Annotated in this window: 18 protein-coding genes; 10 read left to right on the top strand and 8 right to left on the bottom strand. The window is 67.8% G+C overall.

Annotation, left to right across the window (positions count from 1 at the left end; genetic code table 11):
* Positions 1-95 precede the first annotated feature (95 nt).
* The 4 genes from NY1_RS04240 to NY1_RS04225 all read left to right on the top strand — a co-directional run bounded on the left by NY1_RS04240 (position 96) and on the right by NY1_RS04225 (position 2,994).
* Positions 96-674, top strand: a complete 579-nt coding sequence (locus tag NY1_RS04240; protein ID WP_067708534.1) for an NUDIX domain-containing protein — start codon at positions 96-98, stop codon at positions 672-674.
* Positions 671-1,174 (top strand): zeta toxin family protein, encoded by a 504-nt coding sequence (locus tag NY1_RS04235; protein ID WP_157762034.1) that lies wholly within the window; start codon positions 671-673, stop codon positions 1,172-1,174. The genes NY1_RS04240 and NY1_RS04235 overlap by 4 nt, the downstream gene beginning before the upstream one ends.
* A gap of 138 nt (positions 1,175-1,312) precedes the next feature.
* Positions 1,313-2,170: an alpha/beta fold hydrolase gene (locus NY1_RS04230; RefSeq protein ID WP_067708531.1), complete on the top strand. Its 858-nt coding sequence runs from the start codon at positions 1,313-1,315 to the stop codon at positions 2,168-2,170.
* A gap of 26 nt (positions 2,171-2,196) precedes the next feature.
* A complete protein-coding gene (locus NY1_RS04225; protein WP_067708528.1) occupies positions 2,197-2,994 on the top strand; it encodes a HugZ family pyridoxamine 5'-phosphate oxidase in 798 nt (265 codons plus the stop codon).
* A 27-nt stretch (positions 2,995-3,021) separates the two neighbouring features.
* Here the strand turns inward: NY1_RS04225 and NY1_RS04220 are convergent, their stop codons facing one another.
* Positions 3,022-3,597 (bottom strand): TetR/AcrR family transcriptional regulator, encoded by a 576-nt coding sequence (locus NY1_RS04220; protein ID WP_233434197.1) that lies wholly within the window; start codon positions 3,595-3,597, stop codon positions 3,022-3,024.
* Positions 3,598-3,678: 81 nt separating this feature from the next.
* Here NY1_RS04220 and NY1_RS04215 point away from each other — a divergent pair, with 81 nt between their 5' ends.
* From NY1_RS04215 to NY1_RS04200, 4 genes are all read left to right on the top strand, one after another.
* Entirely contained in the window at positions 3,679-4,503 is an 825-nt protein-coding gene (locus NY1_RS04215) for a class I SAM-dependent methyltransferase (RefSeq protein WP_067708522.1), read from the top strand.
* Between the two features lie 66 nt (positions 4,504-4,569).
* The gene (locus NY1_RS04210) at positions 4,570-5,304 is read left to right on the top strand and encodes a haloacid dehalogenase-like hydrolase (protein ID WP_067708520.1); all 735 of its coding nucleotides are present in this window, start codon (positions 4,570-4,572) and stop codon (positions 5,302-5,304) included.
* Positions 5,304-5,735 carry a nitroreductase family deazaflavin-dependent oxidoreductase gene (locus NY1_RS04205; RefSeq protein WP_218028304.1) on the top strand — a complete coding sequence of 144 codons (432 nt, stop codon included), beginning with the start codon at positions 5,304-5,306 and terminating at the stop codon, positions 5,733-5,735. The genes NY1_RS04210 and NY1_RS04205 overlap by 1 nt, the downstream gene beginning before the upstream one ends.
* Positions 5,736-5,794: 59 nt before the next feature.
* Positions 5,795-7,033 (top strand): site-specific integrase, encoded by a 1,239-nt coding sequence (locus NY1_RS04200; RefSeq protein ID WP_067708897.1) that lies wholly within the window; start codon positions 5,795-5,797, stop codon positions 7,031-7,033.
* A gap of 22 nt (positions 7,034-7,055) precedes the next feature.
* Here NY1_RS04200 and helR read toward each other — a convergent pair whose 3' ends face one another.
* Both helR and NY1_RS04190 read right to left on the bottom strand, forming a co-directional pair.
* On the bottom strand, positions 7,056-9,224 hold the full coding sequence (gene helR / locus NY1_RS04195) for an RNA polymerase recycling motor ATPase HelR (RefSeq protein WP_157762033.1): 2,169 nt from the start codon (positions 9,222-9,224) through the stop codon (positions 7,056-7,058).
* A gap of 271 nt (positions 9,225-9,495) precedes the next feature.
* Positions 9,496-10,992: a serine/threonine-protein kinase gene (locus tag NY1_RS04190; protein WP_084534631.1), complete on the bottom strand. Its 1,497-nt coding sequence runs from the start codon at positions 10,990-10,992 to the stop codon at positions 9,496-9,498.
* 118 nt (positions 10,993-11,110) lie between these two features.
* Here NY1_RS04190 and NY1_RS04185 point away from each other — a divergent pair, with 118 nt between their 5' ends.
* Complete coding sequence (locus NY1_RS04185; protein ID WP_067708514.1) at positions 11,111-11,434, top strand: hypothetical protein; 324 nt, start codon at positions 11,111-11,113, stop codon at positions 11,432-11,434.
* Here the strand turns inward: NY1_RS04185 and NY1_RS04180 are convergent.
* From NY1_RS04180 to NY1_RS04160, 5 genes are all read right to left on the bottom strand, one after another.
* Entirely contained in the window at positions 11,412-12,026 is a 615-nt protein-coding gene (locus NY1_RS04180) for a GTP-binding protein (protein ID WP_067708511.1), read from the bottom strand. The genes NY1_RS04185 and NY1_RS04180 overlap by 23 nt on opposite strands.
* Positions 12,001-12,348, bottom strand: a complete 348-nt coding sequence (locus NY1_RS04175) for a DUF742 domain-containing protein (protein WP_067708509.1) — start codon at positions 12,346-12,348, stop codon at positions 12,001-12,003. The genes NY1_RS04180 and NY1_RS04175 overlap by 26 nt, the downstream gene beginning before the upstream one ends.
* Positions 12,345-12,776 (bottom strand): roadblock/LC7 domain-containing protein, encoded by a 432-nt coding sequence (locus NY1_RS04170; RefSeq protein WP_067708506.1) that lies wholly within the window; start codon positions 12,774-12,776, stop codon positions 12,345-12,347. The genes NY1_RS04175 and NY1_RS04170 overlap by 4 nt, the downstream gene beginning before the upstream one ends.
* Positions 12,776-14,092 carry an ATP-binding protein gene (locus tag NY1_RS04165; protein ID WP_067708503.1) on the bottom strand — a complete coding sequence of 439 codons (1,317 nt, stop codon included), beginning with the start codon at positions 14,090-14,092 and terminating at the stop codon, positions 12,776-12,778. The genes NY1_RS04170 and NY1_RS04165 overlap by 1 nt, the downstream gene beginning before the upstream one ends.
* Before the next feature lie 230 nt (positions 14,093-14,322).
* Positions 14,323-15,156, bottom strand: coding sequence for an alpha/beta fold hydrolase (locus NY1_RS04160; RefSeq protein ID WP_067708500.1), 834 nt, complete (start codon positions 15,154-15,156; stop codon positions 14,323-14,325).
* Positions 15,157-15,207: 51 nt separating this feature from the next.
* On the opposite strand from NY1_RS04160, the gene NY1_RS04155 reads away from it, so the two are divergent.
* Positions 15,208-15,807 (top strand): TetR/AcrR family transcriptional regulator, encoded by a 600-nt coding sequence (locus NY1_RS04155; protein ID WP_233434195.1) that lies wholly within the window; start codon positions 15,208-15,210, stop codon positions 15,805-15,807.
* Positions 15,808-15,841 lie beyond the last annotated feature (34 nt).

Raw genomic sequence — 15,841 nt, 5'->3', positions numbered from 1 at the left:
CCGGTGCGTTATACCTTGAAAAGGGAAAGAGAACGTTCAGTTCCATTCAGCCGTTCGGCGCACCCTGTCACACCCCGCGCGTAGGCTCCGCCCCCATGCAACCTGCCACCGCCGCGGTAGCCGCCCTCATCGCAGGTATCACCCCGTACGACGAGCTCGAACAACGCCACGCCGCAAAGGTTTCGGCCTGGCTCGACTCCACCGACGACATTTTCCGCCGCACCAAACCCGCCACGCCTTCCCCTCATCTGGTCTCCTACGTCGTCCTCACCGACCCCGACGCCCGGGCCATCTACCTCGGCCGGCATCGCAAAGCCGGCCTCCACCTCCCTATGGGCGGGCACGTAGACCCCGGCGAACACCCCTCCGCCACCGCCCATCGGGAAGCCGTCGAAGAACTCGCCCTCACCCCCACCTTCGACGTAATCGGCCCACACCCCGTATTCCTCACCTGGACAACCACGGTCGGCCTCACCGCAGGCCACATAGACGTTTCCCTCTGGTACGTCATCCGCGGCGACCACACCCGCACCTACCCCTTGGACCCCACCGAATTCGACGGCGGCCAATGGTGGCCCCTCGCCCCTTCCGATCTCCCGCCCACCGACCCTCACCTCCCCCGTTTCATCGGCAAACTCAACACCCTGCTCGCCCAGACCCGAGAGCCCAAGTGAACGAATCCAGCGTTCTCGTCGTGATCCGCGGCAACTCCGGCTCCGGAAAATCGACCACGGCAATGGCCGTACAGCAGCGGTTCGGGCGGGCCGAATGTCTTGTGGTGCAGCAGGATACGGTGCGGCGGCTGATGTTGCGGGAGGGGGATGTCTCGGGTGGGGTGAATGTCGAGTTGATCGAGCACATTGCCAGGTTCGGGTTGGAGCGGGGGCTGGTGGTGGTTGTGGAGGGGATACTCGATGCGGGGCGGTATGGGGGGATGTTGGAGCGGTTGGGTGGGGTGGCGGGGTGTGCGCTGCATTACTGTTTCGATCTCTCGTTCGAGGAGACCGTGGTGCGTCACGCGACTCGGCCTCAGGCGCAGGTGTTTTCGGTGGCGCAGATGGCGGAGTGGTATCGGGGGTGGCAGCCGTTGCCGTTCGTGGAGGAGGTGCGGTTGGACGCCGGTTGGGAGTTGGGGGCGATCGTGGAGCGGATCGAGGGGGATGTTCGGGGGTGACGGTAGGGTGGTTCCGTTCGGATGGGGTGGCGGGTCGGGACCGCTTGTCAGCGGGATCGGTCCCCTGGGGTGGGGGTTGGGCGGGCTTACGTTGAGGGGGCGTCCGGTCGGGCGTTTTATCTCGATGAAGAAGGATCGATGACTGTTCAGCATCGCACTGTGAAGATTCAGGGGCAGGACGTTTTCTATCGGGAGGCAGGGGATAAGTCCAAGCCGACTTTGGTGCTGCTGCATGGGTTTCCGAGTAGTTCGGCTATGTTCCGGAATCTGATTCCGGCGTTGGCCGCGGATTATCATTTGATCGCGCCGGACCATATCGGGTTCGGGCAGTCCGCTATGCCGGCCGTCGACGAGTTCGAGTACAGCTTCGAGAAGCTGACCGAGATCACTTTGGAGCTGCTCGATACGCTCGGGGTGGAGCGGTTCGCGCTGTATATCCAGGATTACGGTGCGCCGATCGGGTTGCGGATCGCTTCGCGGAATCCGGAGCGGGTCACGGCGATCATCACGCAGTCGGGTAATGCCTATCTGGAAGGGTTCACGCCGTTCTGGGAGGTGCTGTTCGCGCATGCCAACGATCGGGCGACGCATGAGCCGGAGGTGCGGAAGCTGCTGGAGCTGGATGCCACCAAGTGGCAGTACACGCACGGGGTGCCGGCGGATCGGCTCGCCAGCGTGAGCCCGGATACGTGGACTCTCGATCAGCATTATCTGGATCGGCCGGGGAACAAGGAGATTCAGCTGCAATTGTTCGCCGATTACAAGCTGAATCTCGACGGATACCCGGCGTTTCAGAAGTACTTCGCCGAATACCAGCCGCCGACGTTGATCACCTGGGGTGAACACGACGAGATCTTCGGGGCGGACGGGGCGCGGGCTTGGCTGCGGGATCTGCCCGACGCGGAGCTGCATCTGCTCGATGCGGGGCATTTCGCGTTGGAAACCCACGGGGACGAGATCGCGGGATACATCCGGGAGTTCCTCGGGCGAATCTGATCGGCGGACCGCGTAGCCTTCGAGCTATGCCTCTCGATCATGGTGACCCGGGCGATGCCCCTTCGATCGCGCCGCCCCTGACGGACGTGCTGGATGCGGCCCGGCCGTCGGCGGCCGACGAAGCCAGAACGGTTGCGGCGGGAACCAATACGGGGACCTTGGCGACGTTGAGCGGCGATGGAACGCCTTGGGCTTCTTTCGTCACGTACGGGCTGCTGGACGGGCAGCCGGTGCTGTGCGTATCCCGGATGGCCGAGCACGGGCGCAACCTCGCGGCCGATTCGCGGGCCAGTCTGGCGATCGTGCAGCCGGAACTGCCCGCGGATCCGCTGGCGGCGGCGCGGGTCACCCTGGCCGGCCGGGTGGTGCGGCCGGAAGGGGAGGAAGCGATCGCGGCCCGGGAGGCGCATCTGGCGGCGGTGCCCGCGGCGAAGGTGTACATCGACTTCTCGGACTTCACCCTGTGGGTGTTGCGGGTCGAGCGGGTGCGATGGGTCGGCGGGTACGGGCGGATGGATTCCGCCCGCGCCGAGGATTACGCCGCGGCAATGGCGGATCCGATCATTCCGGCGGCGGGGCGAGCCATCGCGCATCTCAACGATGATCATGCGGATGCGCTGCTGGACATGGCGCGGGCCCGGGGCGGTTATCCCGATGCCACCGCCGCGGTGTGCGAGCGAGCCGACCGGTTCGGATTGGATTTGCGAGTGACGACGCCGCGCGGAGTGGCGGTCACCCGGGTCGGCTACGTCTCGCCCATCGACTCGATCGGTGAATTGCGCGCGGCCACTGTCGAATTGACGCGGTTGTCGCGAGACGCGTGATGCGAATGTGGGTAGATCCCCCGCGACCTACCCCACCGCCGCACCGATGACCGCCACCACCATGGTCCGCACGGCCTCTGGAGTAGGCGCAGTTCCGGATCGGTCAGCGAAGAGCAGATGCCCCGCACCGACGAGGGTGGGTGCGAGCGTGGCGATATCCGCAGACTGTTCCAGTCGCCCCAGCGCACGCTCAGCCGTCAGATAGTTCGCGATCATCTCGCTGATATCGGCAACCAACGGGATTCCGACCGGTTGGGACTCGCGCAGCCGGGCACGCACCTCGTCCCGGAACGTAACCAGGCTGACCACCGCCACGGCAACCTGCCCGAACGCCAGCGTGATTGCCTCCGTGAGGTTCTCGACCACCGATCCCGCCCCCGCCGCCGCACTCAATTCACCCGACTGCCGCCGCACCCGCGCGATCCGATCCCGGACCAGCTCGACCAGAAAGTCGTCGAAGTCCGCGAAATGCCGATGCAGCACCCCCTTCGCGCACCCGGCTTCGGCCGTCACCGCCCGGCTGGTCAGCGCACTCGGCCCCTCCCGCACCAGAATCCGCTCCGCCGCCTCGAACAACTGCTCGCGCGCATCCCGAATAGCCACACCCGTCGGCACCGTCCCCGATTCCCTTCTCCCGCACCCACTTTCCTTGCCGAGTGGGCATGCGCCCACTATGGTGGGCGCATGCCCACTATACGACCGCAAGAACCACCCGAACCCCACCGGTTCCGGCAGGTAGCGGAATCCTTCGGCATAGACCCCGACCGCTACGACCGCACCCGCCCCCACTACCCGCAGGCGCTCATCCGCCGCATCGTCACCGAAAGCCCCGGCCCCGACATCCTCGATATCGGTTGCGGCACCGGCATAGCCGCCCGCCAGCTCCAAGCCGGAGGCTGCCGAGTCCTCGGCGTCGAACCTGATCCCCGCATGGCCGAATACGCCAGGCGAACAGGCGTCACCACCGAGATATCGACCATCGAGAACTGGGACCCCGCCGACCGCACCTTCGACGCCGTCATCTCCGCCCAGGCCTGGCACTGGGTCGACCCACTCGCCGGCGCCGCCAAAGCAGCCCAGGCCCTCCGCCCGACCGGCCGAATCGTACTGTTCTGGAACGCCTTTCAACCCCCCGCCCCCATCACCGAAGCCTTCGTCACCGCCCTCCGCCGAGCCGTCCCCGACTCACCCTTCGACCCCGGCGCCGCAACCTCCGCCCTCGACGCCTACCAACGCATGATCGACCTCGCCGCCAAGGGCATCCGCGAAACCACCCGCTTCACCACCCCCGAACAATGGCGCTTCGACTGGACCCTCGACTACACCCGAGAAGCCTGGCTCGACATGCTCCCCACCCAAGGCGCCCTGACCCGCCTCTCCCCCACCCAACAAGCCCTCATCCTCGAAGCAGTAGGCGCCGCCATCGATGCCCAAGGCGGCACCTTCACCATGCCCTACACCGCCCTCGCAATCACCGCCACGACCCGACCATCCAGAACCGATTGCTAGCGAAGATCACTCCAGCACGGCAGCCTGGTGACAAGCCTTGTCGACCGCCTGACTCGAGGACAACGCATGCCACCCAGCTCCGACGCCGATAGTCCGATTCTCGTGCTCTGGGATATCGATCGCACGCTGCTCATCTCGCGTGGGGTGGGTAATGCTGCCTTTGCGACTGCTTTCGAGTTGGTGACGGGGCGGGAGTTGGCGCATATGCCGCCGGCTACCGGGCGGACCGATATCGAGATTTATGCGGCTGCGCTGGAGATGAACAATGTTGTTCGGGGGCCGGCGTTTTCGGAGTTCGCGGTGGCGTTCGAGAAGGATTATGCCGGGCGGCGGGCGGAGTTGCGTGGGACCGGGCTGTTGATGCCTGGTGCGGCGGGTGCTCTGCGGGATCTGGCGGAGGACCCGCGTATTCATCAGTCGGTGTTGACCGGTAATACCCGGCCTATCGCACGGATGAAGCTCGAAACCTTCGGACTGGACGCCCATTTGGATCTGGAGGCCGGGGCTTATGGGGATGACGATGGCCATCGACCGGCGCTGGTGCCGCTCGCGCAAGCCAGGGCGAAGGCCCGGTTCGGGGCCGGGTTCGGGCCGCACAACACCGTTCTCATCGGTGACAGCCCGGGGGATATCCGCGCGGCGCTGGAGGGTGGGGCGCGGGTGATCGCGGTGGCCGCGGGTGGTGCGGAACCGCGGAGTCTGGTCGGTGCGCATGCGGTCCTGGCTGATCTCACCGACACCCGCGCCCTTTCCGATACGATCCGGTCGATCACGAAATATATTGGGACACAGGATGGTTGATGGTCGGCATGGCTGATACGGCACGGCAGGAATTACATCGGGGCGTCATAGAGGAGTTCCGGGCCAATGGCGGGAAGGTCGGTGGGCAGTTCGCGAGCATGAACCTATTGCTGCTGACCACGACCGGCGCACGAACCGGGAAATCGCGAACCTGGCCGCTCGCCTATCTACGTGATGGGGAGCGGCTGGTCGTTTTCGGGGCCAATGGCGGCAGACCGAATCGGCCCGGGTGGTATCACAATCTGGTGGCGGATCCGGCCGCGTCGGTGGAGGTCGGAGACGAGAACTGGGCGGTGACCGCCGAGGTCGCGAACGGGACGGAACGGGAACGGCTCTGGGCGGGCGTGGTGCGGATGGCGCCGTTCGTGGCCGACTTCCAGGCCAAGGTGCCGTGGGAGATTCCGATCGTGGTGCTGTCCCGCGCCGAGTAGGTCCACGGTCGAGGACCGACCGACCGGGGTGACGTAGGGTCGGGGGCATGGTCGGCCGGATGGAATCGCAGCACGGCGGGGAGTCCGAGAACGGTGAACGCGCGGGGGGCCGGGCGATCATCGCGGTGCCGGACGCGGTCCGCACCGAACTGCGGCGGGGTGTGCGCAGTGTGCTGGTGGATACCGCAGCGCTGCAATTGGTTCGGGAACGCTTCGACGACGATCAGGCCGGATCGCTGCGCCGGTATCTGGAAGCCTCGCAATCAGCGAATACCTTACGCGCCTATCGCACCGATTGGATCGCCTGGGCGGGCTGGTGCCTCGGCGAATCACGACAGGCCTTACCCGCGGATCCGCTGGATGTGGCCGTCTATCTCGCGGCAGCCGCCGACGCCCGGCGCGACAACGGCGAATGGGCTTTCAGCGCCGCCACTCTCGAACGCAAGGCCGCCGCGATCGCCGCCGTGCACGCCGCCAATGGACTGCCGTCTCCCACCAGGGCCGATGTCGTCCGCCTGACGCTGCGCGGTATTCGCCGCACCCGCCGCACCCAACCCAAACGCAAACGCCCCGTCCTGCTGCACACCCTGGATCAACTCCTGGCCGAACTGCCCGCGCCCGGCTGGCCGGCCGAACCCGCCCGCCGCCGCGACGGCCTACTGCTGCTCGTCGGTTTCGCCGGCGCCCTCCGCCGCAGCGAGCTTGCGGGCCTGCGCATTTCGGATGTCCGCGTCGACACCGACCACGCCAGCGGCGAACCGATGCTGCTGCTGCAACTGCCCACCACCAAAACCGACCCGACCGGCGTCAGCGAACAACGCGTCGTGCTGCCCCGCGGCCAGCGCCCGCACACCTGCCCGGTCTGCGCGTTCGCCGACTGGATCCGCCTGCGCGAAGCCCACGCCGCGAACCCGCTCGCCCTGTCCGCCTGGGTGGACGGCGACCCGGCCGCGACCGCCATCCACCGCTGTCACGGATTCACCGGCACCACCCTCACCGACCCGGATCTCCCACTGTTCCCGGCGATCTCCCGGCACGGCGGCATCGGCGACACCGCCATGTCCGGCCGCGCGGTCGCCGAGCTGGTGAAACGCTACGCCGCCCGCGCCGGCCTGGACCCCGACCTGTTCTCCGGTCACTCCCTGCGCGCCGGGTTCGCCACCCAGGCCGCCCTGGGCGGTGCCAGCGACCGCGAGATCATGCGGCAGGGCCGCTGGTCCAACCCGCGCACCGTGCACGGCTACATCCGCACCGCCAATCCCCTGGAAGACAACGCCGTCACCAAACTCGGCCTGTGACAGCGCTTTTCCGTGCCCGAGATCAGGACGAGGTGAGCACGACCAGCTGCCGGGTCGCCCGGGTCATCGCCACGTAGCGGTCGACCGCGCCTTCGATGCCCGCCCCGAAGTCCTGCGGATCGACGAGCACGACCAGGTCGAATTCGAGGCCCTTCGCGGTCTCCGGGGTCAGCGAACGGACCCGCGCCGTGGACTCGTAGCCCGGATCGCCGATGACGCAGGCGATTCCCTCCTCGTGTTCGGCCAGCCAGTTCTCGAGGATGGAATGCAGGTCCGAGACCGGGCCGTGCACCACCGGGATACCGCTGCTGCGGATCGAGGTGGGCACATTGGCGTCCGAGAGCGCGGCGCGGATGACCGGGGCGGCCTCGGCCATGACCTCCTCGGGCGTGCGGTAGTTGATGGTCAAGCCCGCCACCGTGACCCGGTCGAAGCCGACTCGCTCCAGGCGTTCAGTCCAGGATTCGACGAACCCGTGCCTGGCCTGAGCACGGTCGCCGACGATGGTGAAGCTGCGGGAGGGGCAGCGCTGCAACAGCATCTGCCATTCGGCGTCGGTGAGCTCCTGCGCTTCGTCCACCACGACGTGGGCGAAGGGACCGGCCAGTTGGTCCGGTTCGACGGTGGGCAGCGCGGATTCGTCCACCAGGCTGTCCTTGAGGTCCTGCTGCCGGAGCATGGTCATCAGTCCCTCGCCGTCGTCGTGCACGGCCGAGGCGATCAGGTCGCCGATGACATCGTTCATGCGGGCGCGTTCGACCGCGACGGTGGCCTCGTATTGCCGTTTGCGGCGGTCGGTTTCGGGATCGCCGAGCCGCTGCCGGGCGGCGTCGAGCAGGGGCAGGTCGGAGACGGTCCAGTCCTTGGCATCGGCGCGCTGGAGCTTGCGCACCTCCTCGGCGGTCAGCCAGGGCGCGCACTTGCGCAGGTAGGCGGGCACCGACCAGAGATCGGCCACCAGGTCCGCCGCCTCGATCAGCGTCCAGCCGTTATTGAGCTCCCTGCGCAATTCTTTGTTCCGCCACAGGGATTCGCGTAGTTCATCGAGCGGAATATCGTCGTCGTGCTTGTCGGCCAGGATGCTGACCAGCACCTCCCAGATCTGCTCGTGCGCCTCATTGTGCGGAGTGCCGGGCTCGGGTGCGTCGAATGCCTCGGCCCAATCCGAAGGGCTGAGCCACACATCGGCCCAATCGGTGCCCACCGTCATGCCCTTCTTCGGCGGCGTCTCATAGAACTTCACGGCCGCGTCGATCGCCCCGACCAGCGCCGCGGACGATTTCAACCGCGCCACCTCCGGATCGGATTCGGGGCGCGCCGTCGCGCCCTCGGTGACCAGATCGCGCAGTGTGCAGGACTGCACGCCCTCCTCACCGAGATTGGGCAGGATATCGGCCACATAGGACAGGTACGGGCGGGACGGACCCACGAACAGCACCCCGCCTCGGCGATGCCCCAGCCGCGGATCGGCGTAGAGCAGGTAGGCCGAGCGATGCAACGCCACCACGGTCTTACCGGTACCCGGACCGCCGTCGACCACCAGCGCACCCTGCGAACCCGCGCGAATGATCGCGTCCTGATCCGCCTGAATGGTGCCCAGCACATCCCGCATCCGCGCCGACCGGTTACTGCCCAGGCTGGCGATGAACGCCGACTGGTCATCGAGCGCCGCATTGTGTTCCAGCTCATCGGCGGTGAACACTTCGTCCCAATAATCGCTGATCCGGCCCAGCGTCCAGCGATACCGGCGGCGGCGGATCAACCCCATCGGATTGCCGTGCGTGGCGGCGAAGAACGGTTCCGCCGCCGGCGAACGCCAGTCCACCAGCAGCCGCTCACCCGCGCTGTCGGTCAGCCCGAGCCGTCCCACGTACACCGGCTCCGGATCGTCCGCGCGCACGAAATGTCCGAGGCACAGATCCAGGCCGAAGCGACGCAGGCCACGCAGGCGGTTGTTGAGCTGACGGACCTCGTAGTCCCGTTCCACGGCTTCCTGCCCGAGCGATACCGGCGCCTTGCGCACGGCCTCGAGCCGGTCGGACAGATCCGCGATGGACTGTTCGAGACTGGCCCCGATGGCGGCGAAGTGACGGCGGTCCGCGGCGATCAGCGCCGGATCGGCCTTGGCGGCGAGCCGCTCCGGAAGATCGAACGCATCGATGGTCGGCGAGTTCACGTCGGCAGCACCCATTCACAACTCCATTTCCGCAGGTTCGAGCTTCGATGAGCGATTCTGCGGCATACCCGGGGTCTTGCCGCAAGCCCCGGGGTGCGATATAAGTTAGAAGTGGGAAGGAGTGCATCTCCTTCCTATTTCTATTTCAGGAGCGTTTTCGATGCCGGCGAGCCGGCCACCTAGGGAGCGTTTCCGATGCCGGCGAGCCGGCCACCCAGGGAGCGTTTCCGATGCCGACGAGTCGGCTATCCGGGGAGCGTTTCCGCTGGCCAGCGAGCGGGCAGGCTCAGGAGCATTCTCCGCGGGCCGCGAGCCGGACCGCTTCGCGCGCGATCGCCTGGTCTGCGGGTGTGGCGAGAGCCCAGGACGGCTCGGCTTCGAGGGTCGCGAGTGCGCCTTCCAGACCATTCTGCTGGACAAGCAGCACGTAGGTCTGACATTGGGCGTGCGCCGCTGCGGAAACATCCTCTGCCACAACGGTTTCGATGACCGGGGTCGATTCGGTGAGCGCCGAGGGGACCTGGGCGGGCGCGGCCACGGGCACGCGATCGGGAACCTGCGCGGTGGCGGGCGACTGGGGTGCGGCGGCGGGAGTTGTTGCGCTGCCGTGGGAATGATCGCGGCCGGGCGACATGGCGAAGGCGAGCACCGCAACACCACCGGCGAGCAGCGTCGCGGCCGCGGCGGTTCCGAGACTCACCGGGAGCACGCGCGGACGGCGGGTAAGTACGGGCCGGGCCGCTGCGGGCGGCACACCGGTACCGGCGGCGGTCAGCGCGGACGGACCGTCGATGGTCAGCGCGGACGGACCGTCGGCGGGCGGCACACCGGTAGCGTCGGTGGTCGGCGCGGAGGAGCCGTCGGTGGACAGCGCGGCCGGTGCCGGCGAATCGGTCGCCGTCAGGGCGAGACGCGCGGCATTGGCGAAGGCCCGGCAGTCCGAGTACCGCTCGGCCGGATCCTTGGCCAACGCGGTCGCCAGCACCGCGTCGAGCGCGGCCGGCAACTCCGGGCGAATCGCACTCACCGGCGGCGCCGGTTCGAAGAGGTGAGCCATCATCACCGCAGCCGGATCATTGCGCGGAAATGGCGGCTGCCCGGTGAGGAATTCGAACAGCGTGCACCCGAGCGAATACACATCCGCCCGTTCGTCGATCGGCGCGTCCTGGAACCGCTCGGGCGCGGCATAGGCGAAAGTCGCCGTCATATTCCCCGCGGTCGCGGTCTCCCCCAGCGCCCGGGCGATCCCGAAATCGGTGACCAGCACCCGCTCGTCCCCCGAATCCGACGGCTCGACCAGCAGATTCGCCGGCTTCACATCCCGGTGCACCACCCCGGCCGTATGCGCGTGCGCCAAGCCGTCCGCCGCCTGCGTGATCAACTCGACCGCCCGCTCCGGCGGCAGCGCGCCCCCGTCGACGATCAGTCGCGCCGCATCGATCCCGTCAATGAATTCCATTGCGATCCACAGCTGCTCATCGCCGCTCCCGCTGTGATCGGACACCCCCACGATATTCGGATGGTCCAGCCCGGCCAGCAATCCGGCCTCGCGCGCGAACGCCGTGCGCCCCTGCTCCCGCGCCGCGAACGCGTCATTGAACACCTTCAACGCAACCGACCGGTCACTTCGCGGATCCCGCGCCAGATATACCGCCCCCATACCGCCCACCCCGAGCAATCGCTCGATGGTGTAGCCGGCCAACACATTCCCGTGCAGCAGCGGCACGAACAACCTCCTACCCAGCGTGGCCAGGACGGCAACAGCCCCGGCGTCACGGTGCATGAGCGTACCGACAACTCCCGCCCGCCACGTAGCCGGTCCGGGCGATACCGGCGGGTTTACCGCGCTCGGCAACGGCTATCGCCAGCCTGTCGCAGCTTCGAGGAAGGGAGTCGAGTCGATGGCGCTCTTTGTCGCGATCGGATTCGGGGTGACGGCGGTGGTCAGCGTGCCGACGATCGGGCTCCTCGCCGTGCCGGATCCGAACTATCCGCAACCCGGAGTGCCCGGTCCGCCCGGATCGTGCGTGCTCGATTGCGGCGCACCGGCTCCCGCCGTACCCGATCCCGCGCCGGCCCCGCCGCCCGTGCAGTTCCCGCTGGACTGCGCGCAACCGCCGAGCCCGGGTCCGGTGTGGACGCCGCCCGCCACCGGCCCCGGCTGGAGCATCCCGCTGGATCAAGGTCCGCGGGAGGCCCCGTTCAACGTCCTGGGTGACCGCTAGTCTGCCGTTGAAACAGGTACTCCACCAGCGTGATCAGCGATTGCAGGCTGCGCATGCGATCGCGGGCGTCGAGGCTGGTGAGCGGGGTGCCGGGGGCGAGATCGAGGGCGTCGCGGATCTCCTCCAGGGGAAACCGTTGCGCGCCTTCGAATTCGTTGACCGCCACCGAGTAGGGCACGCCGCGTTCCTCGAGCACCGACAGCACTTCGTCGGCCTTCTCGATGCGGCGGGTGTCGACCAGCACCAGCGCGCCCAGCGCACCGACCGACAGTTCCTCCCACATGGGCAGGAACCGGCGCTGCCCGGGCGTGCCGAACAGGTAGAGCGCCAGCTGCGAATTCAGCGTGATGCGGCCGAAATCCATCGCGACGGTGGTGGTGGATTTTCCGGGCAGGCCGGCCATATCGTCGATGCCGACGCTGGCCTCGGTGATCGTCTCCTCCGTGCGCAGCGGCCGGATTTCCGACACGCTGCCGACGAACGTGGTCTTCCCGACGCCGAAGTTGCCGGCTACCAGCAACTTCACCGATCGGGTCACGGTCTGCGGCACATAGTCGACAACGAGCTCAGACGGCGAGAGCGCGGAGCCCATTGAGTACCTCCTCGAGCAGAGCGGTGTCCGGCAGTACTTCTGCCGGAGCGGGGGCGACCAGGTGACCGCTGTCGAGGAGATCGGCTGTCACGATCTTCACCACGGACGGGGGCAGGTCCAGATATGCCGAGAGTTCGGCGATCGAGAGCGCGCCGCGCCGGCACACCTCGATGATGCGGCGGGCGTCGGTCGACGCGCCCACCCCCGGATCCTTCGCGGAGACAACCAGTGTCACCAGATCCAGGTGGCGCGTCGGCCGCGACCGCCCACCCGTGCGCACATACGCCCGGACCAGGTCCGGATCGCGCCGGGGGCGGCTCATGGGCGTCCGGCGTCCGCTCGGTTACGCGACATACTGCCGAGTTCGTGACCGACCCGCACGGCCAGTTCGTTCATCCGATGCGCGATCAGGCTGACGTCCACATCGTGGGTGGTCGAAACACCCAGCAGCGCACCCGCGCCGGCGGCGGTGATGAAGATCATCCCCTCGCCGTATTCGGTCATGGACTGCCGCACCCCGTTATCGGCCACGCCGCCGCAGAATTCGGCGAGCGCCTTGCCTAGCGACCGCAGCCCGGAGGCGGCGGCGGCGAAACGTTCGGCATCGTCGATGGTGATACCGCGGGTATTGGAGATCCGCAGGCCGTCCTCGGACAGCAGCACGGCGAAGCGCACCCCGGTGACCTTGAGGTCTTCGAGAAGCCAAGCCAGTTTGTTGCTGTCGGTGACCGCCGTACCGGGTGTGGACATCAGGAACGCATCCCTTCGGATTGGTCGATCGCGGCCGCGCGGCCGCGCTGGGAGCCGCTGTGCCAGGCGGCGACGACTTCGGGGCGAGCCGGGCCGGTGGTGAGCGCGGACTCGGTGGGGACCGCGGTCACCGCGCGGCGGCGGCGTTTGGGCAGGCCGCCCGGAGTGATGTCGTTCGGCGCATCGGCCGAATCCGGTTCCGGGACAATCGATACCGGCGCGGGGGCCGGTTCCGGAACCAGGGCGACGGGAGCCGGGGCGACCGCGGGCGGCGTCTGCACCAGCGCCACCGGTTCCACCGGGGCGGCCGGGCGCGGGGATTCGACGACCATGGAGGACACCGGGATCGGCGAGACCTGCACGGTGTCCGGGCCGGCCGCACCGGCGACCAGCAGCGTATCGGGCACGAACACCATCGCCCGCATACCGCCGTACACATTGGGGCCGTCTACGTACACGGCGAAACCGTAGCGCCGCGCCAGCGCCGCCACCGCCGGAATGCCCACGCGCGGCGAGGGGCCGAGCTGGTGGATGTCGACGGTGCGCTCCCCCGCCAGCAGCTGGCGGGCCTCTTCGAGCTGTTCGGCGTTCATCCGCACGCCGGCGTCGTCGATGATCACCGTGACGCCGTGATGGCCTTCCTGGAAGCCGACATCCACGAACGAGGTGGGCGGCGAGTAGCGCAGCGCGTTGTCGAGCAGCGTCGCGATGGTGTGCACCAGCGGTTCCACCGCGCGGCTGACCACCGGGCGATCCAGCTGGGTCGGGCGCACCCGGGTGAAGTCGCGCACGCGGCCGATCGCGCCGCCGACCACGTCGGTCAGCGTCTGCTGCGGCCAGCGCCGGCCGGGCAGGCCGCCGCACACGATCACATAGGACTGCGCCTGGCGGACCATCTGCTGTACGGAATGGTCGATGCGCGTGAGGGTTTCGTACACCTCGTCGTCGCGGTGCACGCGCAGCGCGCCGCTGAGCACCTGGCCGACGTCGGCGCCGATACTCACCACGGAGGTGCCGAAGGCGCGCACCGCGGCCCGGGTCACCTCACGCGCGGCGATCTCGGTTTCCCCGCGCGCGGCGACCGCGGCCTGCGCGGCGGCCTGCTGTGCGGCCGCCTCACGCTGGGCGAGGTCGGCCTCGCGGGCATCGAGTTCGCGTTCGAACGCCTCCTGCTGCGCGGCCAGCTCCTGCCGGAGCTCCCGTGCGCGGGATCGTTGCTGCGAGACCGCGCGCCACGCGAATCCCGCTGCGGCGAGGGCAAGGACGAGCGCGGCAGCGAGCACCCACGCGATGACTGCGGCAGTGTCTGGATTCATCAATTCTCTTGTCGTTCCCGTCCGATCCGAGGCTCGGCGCAGCCACCCTAGCAGAATCATTTCTGACGCCAAGTAATTCGACACTATCGCGATGCACGCTTCAAGACCTACTGTGGCCCAGTCGATTTGACGGTCGGCACGGAGACCAGGGACGATATCGCCTGTCCGGGACGGTCGATAGCGGGTCGGTCACCCGCCGCGGCGTCCCACGGGAACGACTCGGGATTCGATCAGGATTGCGTCAGGAACTCACCCATGGCGGCGGCGACCGCGGCGGGACGGTCCAACATGGACAGCACGTAGGCGTCGTCGAGCTCGACGAGGGTCGACTTGGGCAGCAGGGCCGCGAGCCGGCGGCCGTGCTCCCGGGGCATCACCTTGCCCGCCGACGACCACAGCACGAGAGCATTGCCCGAGAAGTCGCGAAGCGCTTCGGTATTCGCGACGAGTTCGGGTTTACGGAAGCGGGAATGGGTATAGGAGAGCAGATCGCGCCGAATGCGCTTGTCCCGTAATCCGGGTTCGGTCCATCCGCGTACCAATTCGTCGGGCAGCGGGCGTTTGGCCATCCAGCCGAACATGAGTGGGGTGTTACGCAGGAACGGGATGCGCAATTGCCGGAGCGCGAGCGCGATTCCGCCGGGGAGGCGAGCGGCGACGATGGCGGTCTTGCCGGGCAGGCCGGGCGGGAAATTGCCGAATGCCTCGCAGGGCAGGACGATCAGGTTTGCTACGCGCTCGTCCATGCCGTAAGCGGTGAGGAACAGCGCGCCGCCCCAATCGCTGTGGACGAGGGCGACGGCGGTCAGGTCGAGGGCGGCCAGGAAATCGGCGATCAGTTGATTCAAACCGCGCATGCTCAGGTCCGCGTCCTCGCGCATCGGTTCCGGATGCGCGCCCAGGGGCAGGTCCGGCAGGACGTAGCGGAAGCCTTCCGGCAGCAGCGGAAGCACCTCATCCCACACCGTGTGGTTCATCAGCAGGCCGTGCAACAGGACGACGACAGGGCCCTGACCATGGTCTTTGTAATGGATCGGTCCGGCGGGCAGGTCGATTCTCGGCATAACCCCTCCATTTGAGCGTTTGCTCTAGAGCTTTTGCTCTAGTCTGGTGCAGTGGCGGAGAAGATGTCAACGAATACCCGGGAGCGGCTGGTGACGGCCGTCGCGGAGCTGATGCGCGTGCGGGGGTACAGCGCGATCACGGTCAAACAGATCACCGAAGCGGCGCAGGCGCAGATGGGTTCGCTGTATCACCACTTCCCGGGCGGGAAGCCGCAGATCGCGGCGGAGGCGCTGCGCAGTTCCGGGGCGGCGTACATCCAGCTGCTGCCCTTGCTGATGGATCCACACGAGGAACTGCGGGTGGCGGTGCCGGCCGCGTTCACCGCCGCCGCCGAGGTGATCGAGCAGGGCGGATGGCTCAATATGTGTCCGGTCGGCACCGTGGCCGGGGAGATCGCGGACAGCGAACCGGAGCTGCGGGCCGTCGCGGCGGAGGTCATCACGTCCTGGATCGACGAGGGCACAACGTATTTCATCGCGCGCGGTGTCGAGGCGAATGAGGCGCGGGCGCTCATCCTGGCGATACTCGCGGCGCTGGAAGGGGCGTTCATCCTGAGCCGGACGCTGCGGTCGAGCGAACCGCTGCACGCGGCGGGCGCGGCCATGGGCGCTCAGGTGGAATCGATACTCGCACGCGCCGTGCGACATTGACACGCCGGGCCGGGCGGCCGACACTCGCCAGTAT

Origin of the sequence: Nocardia yamanashiensis NBRC 100130 (genome assembly GCF_001613325.1) — a bacterium.
In the GTDB taxonomy this organism is placed as follows: domain Bacteria; phylum Actinomycetota; class Actinomycetes; order Mycobacteriales; family Mycobacteriaceae; genus Nocardia; species Nocardia yamanashiensis.
The sequence above is the reverse complement of the archived record's forward strand: the minus strand, read 5'-3'. Positions and strand labels throughout refer to the sequence as shown.

Bases quoted from the DNA above. Each gene is read 5' to 3' on its own strand.
- NY1_RS04240 (WP_067708534.1), top strand. From the start codon at position 96: ATGCAACCTGCCACCGCCGCGGTAGCCGCCCTCATCGCAGGTATCACC.
- NY1_RS04230 (WP_067708531.1), top strand. From the start codon at position 1,313: ATGACTGTTCAGCATCGCACTGTGAAGATTCAGGGGCAGGACGTTTTC.
- NY1_RS04225 (WP_067708528.1), top strand. From the start codon at position 2,197: ATGCCTCTCGATCATGGTGACCCGGGCGATGCCCCTTCGATCGCGCCG.
- NY1_RS04215 (WP_067708522.1), top strand. From the start codon at position 3,679: ATGCCCACTATACGACCGCAAGAACCACCCGAACCCCACCGGTTCCGG.
- NY1_RS04210 (WP_067708520.1), top strand. From the start codon at position 4,570: ATGCCACCCAGCTCCGACGCCGATAGTCCGATTCTCGTGCTCTGGGAT.
- NY1_RS04205 (WP_218028304.1), top strand. From the start codon at position 5,304: ATGGTCGGCATGGCTGATACGGCACGGCAGGAATTACATCGGGGCGTC.
- NY1_RS04200 (WP_067708897.1), top strand. From the start codon at position 5,795: ATGGAATCGCAGCACGGCGGGGAGTCCGAGAACGGTGAACGCGCGGGG.
- helR (WP_157762033.1), bottom strand. From the start codon at position 9,224: ATGGGTGCTGCCGACGTGAACTCGCCGACCATCGATGCGTTCGATCTT.
- NY1_RS04190 (WP_084534631.1), bottom strand. From the start codon at position 10,992: ATGCACCGTGACGCCGGGGCTGTTGCCGTCCTGGCCACGCTGGGTAGG.
- NY1_RS04185 (WP_067708514.1), top strand. From the start codon at position 11,111: ATGGCGCTCTTTGTCGCGATCGGATTCGGGGTGACGGCGGTGGTCAGC.
- NY1_RS04180 (WP_067708511.1), bottom strand. From the start codon at position 12,026: ATGGGCTCCGCGCTCTCGCCGTCTGAGCTCGTTGTCGACTATGTGCCG.
- NY1_RS04175 (WP_067708509.1), bottom strand. From the start codon at position 12,348: ATGAGCCGCCCCCGGCGCGATCCGGACCTGGTCCGGGCGTATGTGCGC.
- NY1_RS04170 (WP_067708506.1), bottom strand. From the start codon at position 12,776: ATGTCCACACCCGGTACGGCGGTCACCGACAGCAACAAACTGGCTTGG.
- NY1_RS04165 (WP_067708503.1), bottom strand. From the start codon at position 14,092: ATGAATCCAGACACTGCCGCAGTCATCGCGTGGGTGCTCGCTGCCGCG.
- NY1_RS04160 (WP_067708500.1), bottom strand. From the start codon at position 15,156: ATGCCGAGAATCGACCTGCCCGCCGGACCGATCCATTACAAAGACCAT.